The organism is Streptomyces sp. MNU89, from assembly GCF_020982505.1.
GTDB classification, from domain to species: domain Bacteria; phylum Actinomycetota; class Actinomycetes; order Streptomycetales; family Streptomycetaceae; genus Streptomyces; species Streptomyces xinghaiensis.
In genome coordinates, this window is record NZ_JAJKLL010000001.1 from 6,100,959 (window position 1) to 6,117,180 (window position 16,222).

At 74.2% G+C, this 16,222-nt stretch carries 13 protein-coding genes; all 13 read left to right on the forward strand.

What is annotated here, in order from left to right; translation table 11 throughout:
• The first annotated feature begins 294 nt into the window (after positions 1 to 294).
• Positions 295 to 1,944 carry a CTP synthase gene (locus E4N63_RS26070; RefSeq protein WP_228429722.1) on the forward strand — a complete coding sequence of 550 codons (1,650 nt, stop codon included), beginning with the start codon at positions 295 to 297 and terminating at the stop codon, positions 1,942 to 1,944.
• An 88-nt stretch (positions 1,945 to 2,032) separates the two neighbouring features.
• Positions 2,033 to 2,665 carry an NUDIX hydrolase gene (locus tag E4N63_RS26075; protein ID WP_125625699.1) on the forward strand — a complete coding sequence of 211 codons (633 nt, stop codon included), beginning with the start codon at positions 2,033 to 2,035 and terminating at the stop codon, positions 2,663 to 2,665.
• Positions 2,666 to 2,921: 256 nt separating this feature from the next.
• Positions 2,922 to 4,988 (forward strand): tetratricopeptide repeat protein, encoded by a 2,067-nt coding sequence (locus tag E4N63_RS26080; RefSeq protein ID WP_230241821.1) that lies wholly within the window; start codon positions 2,922 to 2,924, stop codon positions 4,986 to 4,988.
• 164 nt (positions 4,989 to 5,152) lie between these two features.
• Entirely contained in the window at positions 5,153 to 6,268 is a 1,116-nt protein-coding gene (gene ald / locus E4N63_RS26085; protein WP_125625701.1) for an alanine dehydrogenase, read from the forward strand.
• Between the two features lie 361 nt (positions 6,269 to 6,629).
• A complete protein-coding gene (locus E4N63_RS26090; RefSeq protein ID WP_078650003.1) occupies positions 6,630 to 7,787 on the forward strand; it encodes a ParA family protein in 1,158 nt (385 codons plus the stop codon).
• Positions 7,784 to 8,380 carry a hypothetical protein gene (locus E4N63_RS26095; RefSeq protein ID WP_374112892.1) on the forward strand — a complete coding sequence of 199 codons (597 nt, stop codon included), beginning with the start codon at positions 7,784 to 7,786 and terminating at the stop codon, positions 8,378 to 8,380. Before E4N63_RS26090 ends, E4N63_RS26095 begins: the two co-directional genes overlap by 4 nt.
• Before the next feature lie 505 nt (positions 8,381 to 8,885).
• Positions 8,886 to 9,710 carry a ScpA family protein gene (locus tag E4N63_RS26100; RefSeq protein WP_228429719.1) on the forward strand — a complete coding sequence of 275 codons (825 nt, stop codon included), beginning with the start codon at positions 8,886 to 8,888 and terminating at the stop codon, positions 9,708 to 9,710.
• Between the two features lie 50 nt (positions 9,711 to 9,760).
• Positions 9,761 to 10,429, forward strand: coding sequence for an SMC-Scp complex subunit ScpB (gene scpB, locus E4N63_RS26105; protein ID WP_125625556.1), 669 nt, complete (start codon positions 9,761 to 9,763; stop codon positions 10,427 to 10,429).
• A complete protein-coding gene (locus tag E4N63_RS26110) occupies positions 10,429 to 11,799 on the forward strand; it encodes a pseudouridine synthase (protein WP_230241822.1) in 1,371 nt (456 codons plus the stop codon). Before scpB ends, E4N63_RS26110 begins: the two co-directional genes overlap by 1 nt.
• Positions 11,800 to 12,003: 204 nt before the next feature.
• Positions 12,004 to 13,089, forward strand: a complete 1,086-nt coding sequence (locus E4N63_RS26115) for a prephenate dehydrogenase (protein WP_095757598.1) — start codon at positions 12,004 to 12,006, stop codon at positions 13,087 to 13,089.
• A 180-nt stretch (positions 13,090 to 13,269) separates the two neighbouring features.
• Positions 13,270 to 13,995: a (d)CMP kinase gene (gene cmk / locus E4N63_RS26120; protein WP_125625555.1), complete on the forward strand. Its 726-nt coding sequence runs from the start codon at positions 13,270 to 13,272 to the stop codon at positions 13,993 to 13,995.
• Between the two features lie 98 nt (positions 13,996 to 14,093).
• Positions 14,094 to 14,681 carry a 1-acyl-sn-glycerol-3-phosphate acyltransferase gene (locus tag E4N63_RS26125; RefSeq protein WP_125625554.1) on the forward strand — a complete coding sequence of 196 codons (588 nt, stop codon included), beginning with the start codon at positions 14,094 to 14,096 and terminating at the stop codon, positions 14,679 to 14,681.
• A 64-nt stretch (positions 14,682 to 14,745) separates the two neighbouring features.
• Positions 14,746 to 16,206, forward strand: a complete 1,461-nt coding sequence (gene der / locus E4N63_RS26130) for a ribosome biogenesis GTPase Der (RefSeq protein ID WP_230242665.1) — start codon at positions 14,746 to 14,748, stop codon at positions 16,204 to 16,206.
• The last annotated feature ends 16 nt before the right edge of the window (positions 16,207 to 16,222 follow it).

A 16,222-nucleotide genomic window follows, 5' to 3' on the forward strand; every position in this document is an offset into this window, starting at 1 on the left:
GGTGGTGCCATGCCGGCCGGCTCGCTGATGTGTCCGAGAAGGATACGACGCTGGAATGGGTTCCGTGTGACGGTCCGGGCAAGGTGACTGAGCCGAACGGGTGGGCTACCGCATGCAGTGGCCGAGGGGGCTTGCGCCGATGGCCGGAAGCGGCCGTCCGCGGTCGCTGATACCCTGGTGGCCCGTGGACCGGTGGGAAGCGTCCGTTGAGACCGCACCCCGGAACCGCAGCGCCGGCACCCCGTCCGAAAGGGGCCGATCCGCACCTCACTTCGCGACCACGGGAGCCCCCTCTTGGCCATCGCCGCTAAGCCCACGACGACCAAGCACCTCTTCGTCACCGGGGGTGTCGCCTCCTCGCTCGGCAAGGGACTCACCGCCTCCAGCCTCGGCCGGCTGCTCAAGGCCCGCGGTCTGCGCGTGACCATGCAGAAGCTCGACCCGTACCTCAACGTCGACCCGGGCACGATGAACCCCTTCCAGCACGGCGAGGTGTTCGTCACCAACGACGGCGCCGAGACCGACCTGGACATCGGCCACTACGAGCGCTTCCTCGACGTCGACCTCGACGGCTCCGCCAACGTCACCACCGGCCAGATCTACTCGACCGTGATCGCCAAGGAGCGGCGCGGCGAGTACCTGGGCGACACCGTGCAGGTCATCCCGCACATCACCAACGAGATCAAGCACCGCGTCCGGCGGATGGCCACGGAGGACGTGGACGTCGTCATCACCGAGGTCGGCGGCACCGTCGGCGACATCGAGTCGCTGCCGTTCCTGGAGGCCGTCCGTCAGGTCCGGCACGAGGTCGGCCGCGACAACGTCTTCGTCGTCCACATCTCGCTGCTGCCCTACATCGGCCCGTCCGGCGAGCTCAAGACCAAGCCGACCCAGCACTCCGTCGCCGCGCTGCGCAACATCGGCATCCAGCCGGACGCGATCGTGCTCCGCGCCGACCGCGATGTCCCGGTCTCCATCAAGCGGAAGATCTCGCTGATGTGCGACGTAGACGAGGACGCCGTGGTGGCCTGCAAGGACGCCCCGTCCATCTACGACATCCCCAAGGTGCTGCACACCGAGGGCCTCGACGCCTACGTCGTCCGCAAGCTCGACCTGCCGTTCCGTGACGTGGACTGGACGGAGTGGGACGACCTGCTCGCCCGGGTCCACCGGCCGGCGCACGAGGTGACGGTCGCCCTCGTCGGCAAGTACATCGACCTGCCCGACGCCTACCTCTCCGTGACCGAGGCGCTGCGCGCGGGCGGCTTCGCCAACAACGCCCGGGTGAAGATCAAGTGGGTCGTCTCGGACGACTGCCGCACCCCGGCCGGCGCCAAGGAGCAGCTCGGCGACGTGGACGCGGTCTGCATCCCGGGCGGCTTCGGCGAGCGCGGCGTGGACGGCAAGGTCGGCGCCATCACCTACGCCCGCGAGCACAAACTGCCGCTGCTCGGCCTCTGCCTGGGCCTGCAGTGCATCGTGATCGAGGCGGCGCGCAACCTCGCCGGCGTCCCGGACGCCAACTCCACCGAGTTCGACGCCGCCACCGCGCACCCGGTCATCTCCACCATGGAGGAGCAGCTCGCCATCGTGGAGGGCGCCGGCGACCTCGGCGGCACCATGCGGCTCGGGATGTACCCGGCGAAGCTCGCGGAGGGCTCCATCGTCCGCGAGACCTACGGCGACCAGCCCTACGTCGAGGAGCGCCACCGGCACCGGTACGAGGTCAACAACACCTACCGCACCGAGCTGGAGAAGAAGGCCGGCCTGGTCTTCTCCGGCACCTCCCCGGACAACAAGCTGGTCGAGTTCGTCGAGTACCCGCGCGAGGTCCACCCGTATCTGGTCGCCACCCAGGCGCACCCGGAGCTGCGCTCCCGCCCGACCCGCCCGCACCCCCTCTTCGCGGGTCTGGTCAAGGCCGTGATCGACGGCCGCGCCTGAGGCCCGGCGGCGGGCGATACGGTTGCCGGGGGCCCGGGTTCACGCTCCGGCCCCCGGCGACGGCACGACGGAAGGACGCGGACAGCGCATGGGCACCCCCGACATCCGGGACACCCCGGAGGAGTGGCGGGTCACCGCCACCGAGACCCCGTTCACCGGCAACAAGACCGGCGTCCGCACGGACGAGGTCGTCATGCCGGACGGAAGCACCGCCCGCCGCGACTACCAGACGCACCCCGGCTCGGTGGCGGTCCTCGCCCTCGACGAGCGGGACCGGGTCCTGCTGCTGCGCCAGTACCGGCACCCGGTGCGGCAGAAGCTCTGGGAGATCCCGGCCGGCCTGCTCGACGTGCCCGGGGAGAACCCGCTGCACGCCGCCCAGCGGGAGCTGTACGAGGAGGCGCACGTCAAGGCCGAGGACTGGCGGGTCCTCGCGGACGTCTACACCTCGCCCGGCGGCTGCGACGAGGCGGTGCGGATCTTCCTTGCCCGGGAGATCTCCGCGGTCGAGGGCGAGCGCTTCGAAGTCTCCGAGGAGGAGGCGGACATGGAGCTCGCCCGGGTGCCGCTGGCGGAGCTCGTCCGAGGGGTGCTGGCGGGCGATCTGCACAACAACTGCCTGGTGGTCGGCGTGCTCGCGCTGACGGCGGTACGCGCCTCCGGCGGCCCGGAGACGCTCCGCCCGGCCGGGGCGCCGTGGCCGGCCCGGCCGTTCTCCTGAGCGCCGCCGTCTCCCGGGCCTCCCCGGCCTGGCCGGCCTCGCCGGCCGGAGGGGCTTCCGTTCCGGGCTCCTGAAGCCGCCCGCTCCGGACCGGCTCCTCCGGGGCCCGCTTTCCTCTCCCGGGCGTCCGGCGGGTCTCTCCGCCGGGCGCCCGTCCGGCTGTTGGCCCTCCCGTCACCCGGAGCGGCCGGACCACGGCCCGGTGTGAACTACCCTCGGTGTGCCCCTGGTGGAGCGGACGGACGGAGCGTGGCCGGTGACGGAGCAGGCGGTCGGCACCGGCGGGCCGGCCGGGGTGACGGCGGGCGGGATCATCGGACGCGACCGGGAGCTGAAAGCCCTCCGCGCCGACATCGGACGGACCGGCCTCGACACCCTCTCCGGCCGGAAGGCCGCCCGCAGCCGGGTGCTGCTCGTCGCCGGCCGCCCCGGGTCCGGCCGGACGGCGCTGGCCGAGGAGCTGGCCCGCGCGGTGGCCGCGGACTACCCGGGCGGCCTGTACCGGGTCCGGCTGACGGAGCCGGACGGCCGCCCCGTCCCGCCGGAGGACGCGGCCCGCGACCTGCTCGGCGCGCTCGGCGGCTCGGCGCCCGCCGGGGCCGCCGAGGACGAGCTCACCGAGGCCGTGCGCGCCGCCCTCGCCGGCCGCCGCTGCCTGCTGCTGCTGGACGACGCGGCCGACCCCGCGCAGGTGCACGAGCTGATCCCGGACACCCCGGGCTGCCTGGTGGTCGCCGTCTCCGAAGGGCCGCTGACCGGCATCCCCGACGTCCGGCCCTGCACCCTCGGCGGGCTCGGCACCACCGCGGCCGTCGCGCTGCTCGCCCGGTACGCGGGCCGTACCCGGGTGACCGTCGACCCGCAGGCCGCGCAGACGCTCGTCGAGGAGTGCGGCGGCCGCCCCGCGGCGCTGCTGGTCGCCGGGGGCTGGCTGGCGGGCCGTCCCACCGCCTCCGTCGCGGACGCGGTGCTGGGGATGCGCGGACTGCCCTCCGGCGCGGACCGCGCGGTGCGCGCGGACCCCGGTGCGGCGGCACCGGTCTCCGGGGACGGCCCGTCGATACGGCCGCTGGCCAGCGCCTTCCGGCTCGCGTACGGCGGGCTGCCGCAGGCCGCCGCCGTGCTGCTCCGGCTGCTGGCGCTGGCCCCGGCCGGGTTCGCCGACGCGCAGATCGCCTCCGCGCTCGCGGGCTGCCCGCTCTCCGTCGCCCGGTCGCTGCTGGCCGATCTGGCGGCCCGGGGCATGCTCCGTCCCGCCGCGGAGGCGCCCGGGCTCCCAGGCGGCCCCGCCTACCGGCTGCCGGGCTGCCTCTTCCCGCTGGTGGACGCGGCACTGCGGGAGCGGGAGAAGCCCGCCGTGATCGGCACCGCCCGGGCCCGGATGCTGGAGCGCCTCGTGCGGCAGCTGCGGTCCTGCCGGGCGGAGGCGGAGCGCGACGAGGAGCCGGCGGCCCGCGCCTGGCTGGAGAAGCTGCCCCGGGAACTGCGCTTCCCGTCCCGGGCGGCGGCGGGGGTGTGGCTGGACGCCCGGCTGCCGGTGCTGCGGACCGCGGTGCGGCTCGCCGTCGAGGAGGGCGAGCCGGCGACGCAGGCGCGGCGGCTGCTGTCGGCCCTCGCCCGGGCGCTGATCGCCCACCGCGGCGAGGAGGCGGCCGCCCCGGAGCTCTATCCGCTGCACCAGCTCGCCCTGGAGGCGGCCGAACGGCACCGGCTCGTACCGGAGCAGGCGGCCGCCCACGTCAACCTGGCGGATCTGGACGCCGCCGCGGGCCGGGTCCGTGACGCCGCGGCCCGGTACCGCTCCGCGCTGGAGGCGGCGCGGGAGGCCGGGGACCGGGCGCTGGCGGGCCGGGTCATGGAGTCGCTCGGCGCCGCGTACGAGGAGCTGGAGGACTGGCAGCGCGCCGCGGACTGGTACGGCCGGGCACTGGCCCTGCGGCTCTCCCGCGGGGAACTCGCCGCGGAGGTGCGCCTCTACGGGCGATTGGGCACGGTGCACGGCCGCGCCGGTGACTGGGAGGAGTCGCTGCGTGACTGGCGCGCGGCGGCGGCCGGCTGCCGCAGGATGCGGGACGACGCGGGGCACGCCCGCGCGCTGGGCGAGCTGGCCTGGACCCAGGAGCGGGCGGGGTGGCCCGAGGAGTCGCTGCGGACCGGGGCCGAGGCGCTGGCCGCGGCCCGGCGGGCCGGTGACCGGCGGCTGGCGGCGGGGATCCAGTTGCGGACCGCGGACACCCTGGACCGGCTCGGTGATCCGGTGGCCGCCGGCGTCCAGCGGGCCGCGGCTCAGCGGCTGTTGAGCGAAACTCCAGGACCTGCCTAAGAAACATGTAGAACATCCAGCAGAAATTTGAGGTTTGCAAGGCTGGACAGGGGAACCTCCTTCATTAGACTGGCTGCGCCGGGGAAGGAAGTGTGTGCATCCTGGATGTACCGGTATGTCCCGGCTTGCTGGAAGAACTCCCTCATCCAAGGACTGTGATCCCCGTGAAGGTCGGCATTCCCCGCGAGGTCAAGAACAACGAGTACCGGGTGGCGATAACCCCGGCCGGCGTGCACGAACTGGTGCGGGACGGGCACCGTGTCCTGGTGGAACGGGGCGCCGGCCGCGGCTCCTCCATCCCGGACGAGGAGTACACCGCCGCCGGCGCCGCCGTCCTGGAGACCGCCGACGAGGTCTGGGCCGGCGCCGACCTGCTGCTCAAGGTGAAGGAGCCGGTCGCCGAGGAGTACCACCGCCTCCGCAAGGACCAGGTCCTCTTCACCTATCTGCACCTGGCCGCCTCCCGCGAGTGCACCGAGGCGCTCCTGGAGTCCGGCACCACCGCCATCGCCTACGAGACGGTGGAGACCGCCGACCGCCGGCTGCCGCTCCTCGCCCCGATGTCCGAGGTCGCCGGCCGGATCGCGCCCCAGGTGGGCGCGTACCACCTGATGCGCTCGGCCGGCGGGCGCGGGGTGCTGCCCGGCGGGGTGCCGGGTGTGCCGGCGGGCCGCGCCGTGATCATCGGCGCCGGTGTCTCCGGCTGGAACGCCGCCCAGATCGCCATCGGCATGGGCTTCCACGTCACCCTGCTCGACAAGGACGTCAACAAGCTGCGCGAGGCGGACAAGGTCTTCGGCACCCGCGTGCAGACCGTCACCTCCAACGCCTTCGAACTGGAGCGCGCCGTGCTCGCCGCCGACCTGGTGATCGGCGCCGTGCTCATCCCCGGCGCCAAGGCGCCCAAGCTGGTCACCAACGAGCTGGTCTCCCGGATGAAGCCCGGAAGTGTCCTTGTCGACATCGCCATCGACCAGGGCGGCTGCTTCGAGGACTCCCGGCCGACCACCCACGCCGAACCGGCCTTCACCGTCCACGACTCGGTCTTCTACTGCGTGGCCAACATGCCGGGCGCGGTGCCGAACACCTCCACCCACGCGCTGACCAACGTCACGCTGCCGTACATCGTGGAACTCGCCGGCCGGGGCTGGCGCGAGGCGCTGCGCCGGGACCCAGCGCTGGCCAAGGGCCTCAACACCCATGAGGGACAGGTGGCCTACGGGCCCGTGGCCGAGGCGCACGGCATGGCCGCGGCCGACCTCGGTGCCCTGCTCGGCTGACCCCGCCGGCAACTCCCCGGGGCGCGGGTCCCATACGCCATGACGGGGCGTCAACCATGCGATTTCGGCCGGACCTCGAAGAGTGAGGTCCGGCCGGACGTGTGTGCGGCTTCTCCCACGACGGGGTCAACACGCCTCGAACATCACCGTTCGACCGGTTTCGTTCCTGCCGGAATGTGCCCTCCGGAGGCGTAAACGCCCTTGACAGCGGGCAGTTCCGCCTCCGACACAGGGTGCCGGGTGCGGCGGATTGTGTTGCTGTGAGGCGTCGACACGCCATAGAGTCGCCAACCGTCGGCATAGTGCCACGCTGACCTATCGATAAAGTTTTCTGGTCACATCCAAGGAGGTAAGACGACTTGTGAATGAGTCGACATTTACTCCCGGAGGTGGCCGGCCGGATGCGGCTGCGCAGGGCCGGAGCCTTTCGGGGCTCGAATCTGCCGGATCCATAGCTGTCCACACCTTCGCAGCCCAGCAGAGCACGACAGCCCACATGAGCATGGACGGCCATCACGTGAACGACACGGCCGGCGGCCAGGGTGGCGGCGAGCCCGCCCGTTTCGCCGACTACGAGGACCTGCCCGACGGGCACTTCTACGACCCGGACGCGGAGTACGAGCCCGATCCGGAGTACGCGGCCACCCTCGCCCCGGACGCGGCCCGCCAGCGCCGGGAGCGGGTCGGCCCCACCGGGCGTCCGCTGCCGTACTTCCCGATCCCCGGCCCGCTCACCGACCACGGCCCCGCCAAGGTCATCGCGATGTGCAACCAGAAGGGCGGGGTCGGCAAGACCACCTCGACCATCAACCTGGGCGCCGCGCTGGCCGAGTACGGACGCCGGGTGCTGCTGGTCGACTTCGACCCGCAGGGCGCGCTCTCCGTCGGACTCGGCGTCAACCCGATGGAACTCGACCTCACCGTCTACAACCTGCTCATGGAGCGGGGCATGGCGGCGGACGAGGTGCTGCTCAAGACCGCGGTCCCCAACATGGACCTGCTGCCGAGCAACATCGACCTGTCGGCCGCCGAGGTGCAGCTCGTCAGCGAGGTGGCCCGGGAGTCCACGCTCCAGCGCGCCCTGAAGCCGCTGCTCGCGGACTACGACTACATCGTCATCGACTGCCAGCCGTCCCTCGGCCTGCTGACCGTCAACGCGCTCACCGCGGCGCACAAGGTGATCGTGCCGCTGGAGTGCGAGTTCTTCGCGCTGCGCGGGGTGGCCCTGCTCACCGAGACCATCGAGAAGGTCCAGGAACGGCTCAACCCCGAGCTGGAACTGGACGGCATCCTCGCCACCATGTACGACTCCCGGACCGTCCACAGCCGCGAGGTCCTCGCGCGCGTGGTCGAGGCCTTCGACGACCACGTCTACCACACGGTGATCGGCCGCACGGTCCGCTTCCCGGAGACCACGGTCGCCGGTGAGCCGATCACCACCTACGCCTCCAACTCCGTGGGCGCCGCTGCCTACCGCCAGCTCGCCAGGGAGGTGCTCGCCCGGTGCCACGCCGAGTGAGTCTTCCCGGCGCCGACGAACTGTTCCGCACCACCGGGGGGACCGCGCTCCAGGCGTCCTCACCGGCCTCCGCCCGCCAGCACGCGGGCGGGGAGACCGCCGCGGAGGCGCCGCGGGTCCCCGCCCCGGCGGCCTCGGGCGAGGACGGCGAGGGCACGGCCGGCGGCGACACCGCCCGGCCCGAGGCCGCTCCCGAGCACGGCGGCCGGGGAGCCCCGGCCCCCCGCGCCGACGCACCGGAGCGGTCCGCGTCGTCCGTCCCGTCCGTCCCGCCCGTACGGCCCGCCGGCGGGCGGCAGCAGGAGACGGGGCCGGCGTCGCGCACCCCCGCCGCGGGAGGAGCGGCCCGCCGCCGTACCCGCGCGGCCGGCCGCCGGCCCAGCGGGCGGGAGCGTCACGACGAGAAGATCACGGTGTACGTCTCCGCCGAGGAACTGATGGACCTCGAACACGCGCGCCTGGTGCTCCGCGGCGAGCACGGGCTGGCCGTCGACCGCGGCCGGATCGTGCGGGAGGCCGTCGCGGTCGTCCTCGCCGACCTGGAGTCGCGGGGGGACGCGAGCATCCTCGTACGGCGCCTGCGGGGCAGCTGAGCGGTAACCTGCCCGTTCCACGGGCGGCACTCCGCCCGGCCCTCCGCACCATGGACCGCGATGCCGCCGACCGACGACCGAGACCCGCCCCGCCGGCCGGGCCGCCGCCCGCTGGGCGCCGGTCCGGGCGCCCGCCCGTCCCCTTCCGGTGCCGGGCCCTGTGCCGCTCCGGGCCCGGCGCGGGACCCGGCTTCCGGAACGGCGGACGCGCCCGCGTACGCGCCCCGGGCCCGACGCTCCCCGACGCCGCGCCGCGGCCCGCCGGGGAGCCGTCCCCGTCCGCCCGGGGCCGCGCCCGCCCGGAACCGGCGCCCCCGGCGGTAGCCGCGCCTGGGGCGGGGCCGGCCCCCCGGCGGCCCCCGTACCGGACGCCGGGGAGACCGCGCCGGTCCCCCGCGAGCGCGCCGGACAGGACAGCGACGGGGCGTCCCCGGCCGGGGACGCCGCCGGCGAGGCCCGTGAGGGTACCGGTGAAGGCGCCGAGGAGGGCGACGGCCGGTTCACGGTGCGGCTGGCGAACTTCGAGGGCCCCTTCGACCTGCTGCTGCAACTGATCGCCAAGCACAAGCTCGATGTGACCGAGGTCGCCCTCTCCCGGGTCACCGACGACTTCATGGCGCACATCCGGGCCATGGGCCCGGACTGGGACCTCGACCAGACCACCGAGTTCCTGGTCGTCGCCGCGACCCTCCTCGACCTGAAGGCCGCCCGGCTGCTCCCCGCCGCCGAGGTCGAGGACGAGGCCGACCTCGCGCTGCTGGAGGCCCGGGACCTGCTCTTCGCACGGCTGCTGCAGTACCGCGCGTACAAGCGGATCGCCGACATCTTCGGCGACCGGCTGGTCACCGAGGCCCGCCGGCACCCCCGCACGGTCGGCCTGGAACCGCACCACGCCGAACTGCTGCCCGATGTCGTCATCAGCATCGGGGCCGAGGGCTTCGCCCGGCTCGCGGTCAAGGCGATGCAGCCCCGCGCGAAACCGCAGGTGTACGTGGACCACATCCACGCCCCGCTGGTCAGCGTGCGCGAGCAGGCGGGGATCGTGATCGCCCGGCTGCGCGCCGCCGGAGCGGCGACGTTCCTGGAGCTGACCGAGGACACCGAGGACACCCTCACCGTCGTCGCCCGCTTCCTCGCGCTGCTGGAGCTCTACCGGGAACGCGCGGTCGAGCTCGACCAGGAGGAGGCGCTCGGCTCGCTCCTCGTCCGCTGGACCGGCGCGCGGGACGGGGACGGCGAGCGGCCCCTCGTCACGGACGAGTTCGACCAGGAGCCGGGGACACCGGCGGACGAGAAGACCGGCGCGGCCGGGCAGAAGGAGACGGCGTGAGCACGGTGCACGGGACCGGCGGGGCGGACGAGGCGTACGACGTCCGGGAGTTGGCGGCGGACGGGCCCGGGGCGGAGGCGGAACTCCCGGCCGGGGCCCGGGACGTCGCCGGCCTCGACCTGAAACCCGCCCTGGAGGCGGTCCTGATGGTCGTCGACGAGCCCGCGACCGTCGAACACCTGGCCAAGGTGCTGGAGCGCCCGCGCCGCGCCGTCTCCGACGCCCTGCGCGAACTGGCGGACGAGTACACGGTCCAGGGCCGGGGCTTCGAGCTGCGGCTGGTGGCGGGCGGCTGGCGCTTCTACACCCGGCCCGAGTACGCCGACGCCGTCGAGTCGTTCGTCCTGGACGGCCGGCAGGCCCGGCTCACCCAGGCCGCGCTGGAGACACTCGCCGTGGTCGCGTACCGGCAGCCGGTGAGCAGGTCCCGCGTCTCGGCCGTACGAGGGGTCAACTGTGACGGTGTGATGCGCACCCTCCTCCAGCGGGGTCTGGTGGAGGAGGGGGGCACGGAACCCGAGACAGGTGCGATCCTGTACAGGACGACGAACTACTTCCTGGAGCGGATGGGCCTGCGCGGCCTGGACGAACTGCCGGAGCTCGCGCCCTTCCTCCCCGAGGCGGAGGCGATCGAGCCGGAGTCCCAGGAGGGAGTGCCGTCGTTCGATCCGGACGCTCCGGACACAGACGACAGCGGCCACTCTCAGACGGAACTTTGATGCGAAGCAGCGGCAGGAACAGCAGGGACACCGGTAGGCAGAACTACCGGGGCACGGGAGGGGACTCCCGGCGGCAGGCCGGGGGAGGCCGCGACGAGCGGCCGCGGCGCGACGGCCGGCCCCGTCCCGAGGAGCGCCGCTACGACGTGGGCTTCGACAGGGACCGCGAGGGCGGCCGGGGCCGTGACGAGCGCCGTCCCGGTGACCGCGACAGCCGGGGCCGCGACGACCGCGGCCGCGACGACCGCGGCCGCGACGACCGCGGCCGCGACGACCGGGGCCGGGACGACCGGCGCCCCGCCGACCGCGACCGGGACCGGGACCGCGAGGGCCGTGGCCGCGCCGGACGGGACGACCGCGACCGCGGCGCCCGCACCACCGACCGCGACGGCCGCCCCGGCCGGGGCCCGGCCGGGTCCCCGGGGCAGCCGGGGCGCGGCGGCCCGCGGCGGCGCCAAGGGCGGCCCGAAGAGCCCGGCGGCAGGCGGCGGCCCGGCCCGGGGCGCGGGCCCGCGCGGCGGCGGTCCGTCCCGCGGCGGCCGTCCGCAGCCCCGGCCCGCCCCCGCGAGTACGAGGCCCAGATCGAGGAGCGCAACCGCGCCCGGCACCGCACGGACCGGCCCAAGCCGCCGACGACCTTCGGGGAGCCGGAGGGGGAGCGGCTGCAGAAGGTCCTGGCGCGGGCCGGCATGGGCTCCCGGCGGGCCTGCGAGGAACTGATCGACCAGCGGCGCGTCGAGGTCAACGGCAGGATCGTCACCGAACAGGGCCTCCGGGTCGACCCGGAGAAGGACGAGGTCAAGGTCGACGGCCTGACCGTCGCCACCCAGTCGTACCTCTTCTTCGCCCTGAACAAGCCCGCCGGCGTCGTCTCCACCATGGAGGACCCGGACGGCCGCCAGTGCCTCGGCGACTACGTCACCAACCGGGAGACCCGGCTCTTCCACGTCGGCCGGCTCGACACCGAGACCGAGGGCATCATCCTGCTCACCAACCACGGTGAGCTGGCCCACCGCCTCACCCACCCCCGGTACGGCGTGCGGAAGACCTATCTCGCCGCGATCCAGGGCCCCATCCCGCGCGACCTGGGCAAGCGCCTCAAGGACGGCATCCAGCTGGAGGACGGCTACGCCCGCGCCGACCACTTCCGGGTGGTGGAGAACACCGGCAAGAACTATCTGGTGGAGGTCAGCCTCCACGAGGGCCGGAAGCACATCGTCCGCCGGATGCTCTCCGAGGCGGGCTTCCCGGTCGACCGGCTCGTCCGCACGGGCTTCGGCCCGATCGCCCTCGGCGACCAGAAGTCCGGCTGGCTGCGGCGCCTGACCAACACCGAGGTCGGCATGCTGATGCGCGAGGTCGAGCTCTAACCGCCGTCCGGGCGGGACCGGGCCGCCCGGCGGGCACCGGGACCCGGCGGGTACCGGGACCCGGCGTCCCGGCGTCCCGGCGTCTCGCAGGACGGTCCGCGCCCGGCCCCGCCGCCCGCGCTCGTTACGCTGGACCCGAGCCGGGACGGCACCGCCCGCCGCCCGTACCGGCGCCGCAGCCGCACTCCGCTAGGACGTCACCCAGTGAGAACCGCCCTCGTCATCGGGACCGGACTGATCGGCACCTCCGCCGCGCTCGCCCTCTCCGGCCGCGGTGTACGGGTCCATCTCACCGACCACGACCCGTCCCGGGCCCAGACCGCCGCCGCCCTCGGCGCCGGCACCGACGAGGCCCCCGGCGGCCCCGTGGACCTGGCGGTCGTCGCCGTACCGCCCGCCCGGGTCGCGGAGACGGTCGCCGGCGCCCAGCGCCGCGGCCTGGCCCGCGGCTATCTGGACGTCGCCAGCGTCAAGGGCGGCCCGCGCCGCGAGCTGGAGGCCCTCGGCGGCGATCTCACCGCCTACCTCGGTACACATCCGATGGCGGGCCGTGAGCGCTCCGGCCCGCTGGCGGCCACCGCCGACCTCTTCGAGGGCCGCCCGTGGGTCCTCACGCCCACCGCCGCCACCGACACCGAGGTGCTGAACCTCGCCCTGGAACTGGTCTCGCTCTGCCGCGCCGTGCCGGTCGTCATGGACGCCGACGCCCACGACCGCGCCGTGGCGCTCGTCTCGCACACCCCGCAGCTGCTGTCCAGCCTGGTCGCGGCCCGGCTGGAGGACGCCGACGAGACGGCGGTGCGGCTCTGCGGACAGGGCATCCGGGACGTCACCAGGATCGCCGCGTCCGACCCGGCCATGTGGATCGACATCCTCTCCGCCAACCCCGGTCCGGTCGCCGAGATCCTCTCCGCGGTCGCCTCCGACCTGGAGGAGACGGTGCGGGCCCTGCGCGCCCTGGAGTCGGCCGACGAGGAGAAGCGGCACGGCGGCGCGGCCGGCATCGAGGACGTGCTCCGGCGCGGGAACACCGGCCGCGAGCGGGTACCCGGGAAGCACGGCGCGGCCCCGGCGGCGTACGAGAGCGTGACGGTGCTCATCGGCGACCAGCCCGGACAGCTGGCGAAGATCTTCGCCGACGCGGGCCGGGCCGGGGTCAACATCGAGGATGTCCGGATCGAGCACGCCACCGGGCAGCAGGCCGGTCTCATCCAGCTCATGGTGGAACCGGCGGCGGCCCCGGGCCTCACCGCGGCCCTGCGCGAGAAGGGCTGGTCGATCCGGCAGTAGCCGCCCCCGGTGCCGCCCGGGCACCACCGCGGTACCCCCGCCGGCCGGTCGTCCCGGGGCGCTCGGGACTCCCGGGACGCTTGGGGCTGTACGGGACGCTCCGGGGGGCCGGTAACCTTGTCCGAAGGTTCTCCGGCAGGCTCTCCCGCCGGTCCGCTCCCGCCCGTGCACACAAGGAAGGTGTTCGTCACCGTGGAAACCGCCGCCCGGACCGCTCCGGCAGCAGTGATCGTCGCCATTGACGGCCCCTCCGGCACGGGCAAGTCCAGCACCTCCAAGGCCGTGGCCGCCAAGCTCGGCCTGCGGTACCTGGACACCGGAGCGCAGTACCGCGCGATCACCTGGTGGATGCTGAGCAACGGTGTGGACGTGAACGACCCGGCGGCCGTGGCCACCGCCGCCGCCAAGCCGACGATCGTCTCCGGCACCGACCCCGGCTCCCCGGCCATCACGGTCGACGGCGCCGACGCCGCCGGGCCGATCCGCACCCGGGAGGTCACCGCCGCGGTCAGCGCCGTGAGCGCCGTCCCCGAGGTGCGGGCCCGGTTGACGGAGCTCCAGCGCCAGATCGCCCGGGCCGGGCGCGGCATCGTCGTCGAGGGCCGGGACATCGGCACCACCGTCCTCCCCGACGCCGACCTCAAGATCTTCCTGACAGCCTCGCCCGAGGCCCGCGCCGCCCGCCGCAGCGGGGAGCTCAAGGGCAAGGAGGCCACCGGTCTCGCCGCCACCCGCGATGAGCTGATCAAGCGGGACGCGGCCGACTCCGGCCGCAAGGTCTCCCCGCTGGCCAAGGCGGACGACGCCCACGAGGTGGACACCACCGAGCTGACGCTGGAGCAGGTCGTCGAGTGCGTCGTCACCCTCGTGGAGAACACCGCGGACCGTGCGGGGCAGTCGGCGTGAGGACGGCGCGCGCGCAGGCCGGGGCCACGGCCGCCGCGGCCGCGGGCAAGGGCTCGGAGAGCGGTGCGGCGGTCGGCCGCCGCATCGGGGTCGGGCTGATGTACGGGCTGTGGAAGCCGCGGGTCCTGGGCGCCTGGAAGGTGCCCGCCACCGGACCGGTGATCCTCGCGGTGAACCACTCCCACATCATCGACGGCCCGATGCTGATGGGCACCGCGCCCCGGCCGGTGCACTTCCTGATCAAGAAGGAGGCGTTCATCGGTCCGCTGGACCCGTTCCTGCGCGGGATCGGGCAGCTGAAGGTGGACCGTTCGGGCGCCGACCGGGCCGCGATCACCGGAGCGCTCGGGGTGCTGGAGCGCGGCGGCGTCCTCGGGATCTTCCCCGAGGGCACCCGCGGCGAGGGCGATTTCGCCTCCCTGCGCGCCGGGCTCTCCTACTTCGCGGTGCGCTCCGGGGCGCCGGTCGTCCCGGTCGCCGTCCTCGGCTCCAATGAGCGGCGCGGCCGGGCGATATCCGCCCTGCCGCCACTGCGCAGCCGGGTCGACGTGGTGTTCGGCGACCCCTTCGACGCGGGGGACGGCACCGGCCGGCGCACCCGGGCGGCCCTGGACGCGGCGACCGAGCGCATCCAGCGCCGGCTGGGCGCCCATCTGTCCGAGGCCCGGCGCGTCACCGGCCGCTGAACGACACTGACGGGCGGACCTCCGAGGTCCGCCGACGATGAACGATGAACGAGGAACCCACTTCATGAACGACCAGCAGCACGCCGCCGACGAGCACGGGGCGCTCGGCGACGCCGAGTACACGGAGTTCATGGAGCTCGCCGCCGAGGAGGGCTTCGATCCGGAGGAGATCGAGGGCGATCTCGCCGCGGCCGGCCACGGCCCGCTCCCCGTGCTCGCCGTCGTCGGCCGTCCCAATGTCGGCAAGTCGACCCTGGTGAACCGGATCCTCGGCCGCCGTGAGGCGGTCGTCGAGGACAAGCCCGGGGTCACCCGCGACCGCGTCACCTACGAGGCCGAATGGGCCGGCCGCCGCTTCAAGGTCGTCGACACCGGCGGCTGGGAGCAGGACGTCCTCGGCATCGACGCCGCCGTGGCCGCCCAGGCCGAGTTCGCCATCGAGGCCGCCGACGCGGTCGTCTTCGTCGTGGACGCCAAGGTGGGCGCGACGGACACCGACGAGGCCGTGGTCAAGCTGTTGCGCCGGGCCGGCAAGCCCGTCGTGCTCTGCGCCAACAAGGTCGACGGCCCCAGCGGCGAGGCGGACGCCGCCGCGCTCTGGAACCTCGGCCTGGGCGAGCCGCACCCGGTCTCCTCGCTGCACGGCCGCGGCACCGGCGACCTGCTCGACGCGGTGCTGGAGGCGCTGCCGGAGGCGCCGCAGCAGACCTTCGGCGGCGGACTCGGCGGGCCCCGCCGGATCGCCCTGATCGGCCGCCCCAACGTCGGCAAGTCCTCCCTCCTCAACAAGGTCGCCGGCGAGGAGCGGGTGGTCGTCAACGAGATCGCCGGCACCACCCGCGACCCGGTCGACGAGCTCATCGAACTGGGCGGCGTCACCTGGAAGTTCGTGGACACCGCCGGCATCCGCCGCCGGGTCCACCTGCAGGAGGGCGCGGACTACTACGCCTCGCTGCGCACCGCCGCCGCCCTGGAGAAGGCCGAGGTCGCGGTCGTCCTGATCGACGCGAGCGAGTCCATCAGCGTCCAGGACACCCGCATCATCAGCATGGCCGTCGACGCCGGACGCGCCCTGGTGATCGCGTACAACAAGTGGGACACCCTCGACGAGGAGCGCCGCTACTACCTGGAGCGGGAGATCGAACGGGACCTGGTGCAGGTCCAGTGGGCGCCGCGGGTCAATGTCTCCGCACGCACGGGCCGGCACATGGAGAAGCTCGTCCCGGCGATCGAGACGGCGCTGGAGGGCTGGGAGACCCGGGTGCCGACGGGCCGGCTCAACGCCTTCCTCGGTGAGATCGTGGCCGCCCACCCGCACCCGATCCGGGGCGGCAAGCAGCCGCGGATCCTCTTCGGCACCCAGGCCGGCGTCCGGCCGCCGCGGTTCGTGCTGTTCGCCTCCGGCTTCCTGGAGGCGGGCTACCGCCGGTTCGTCGAACGGCGGCTGCGCGAGGAGTTCGGGTTCGAGGGCACCCCGATCCACATCTCGGTCCGGGTGCGCGAGAAGCGGGGCCGCAAGAATTGACCCAGGCGGCGGGGGA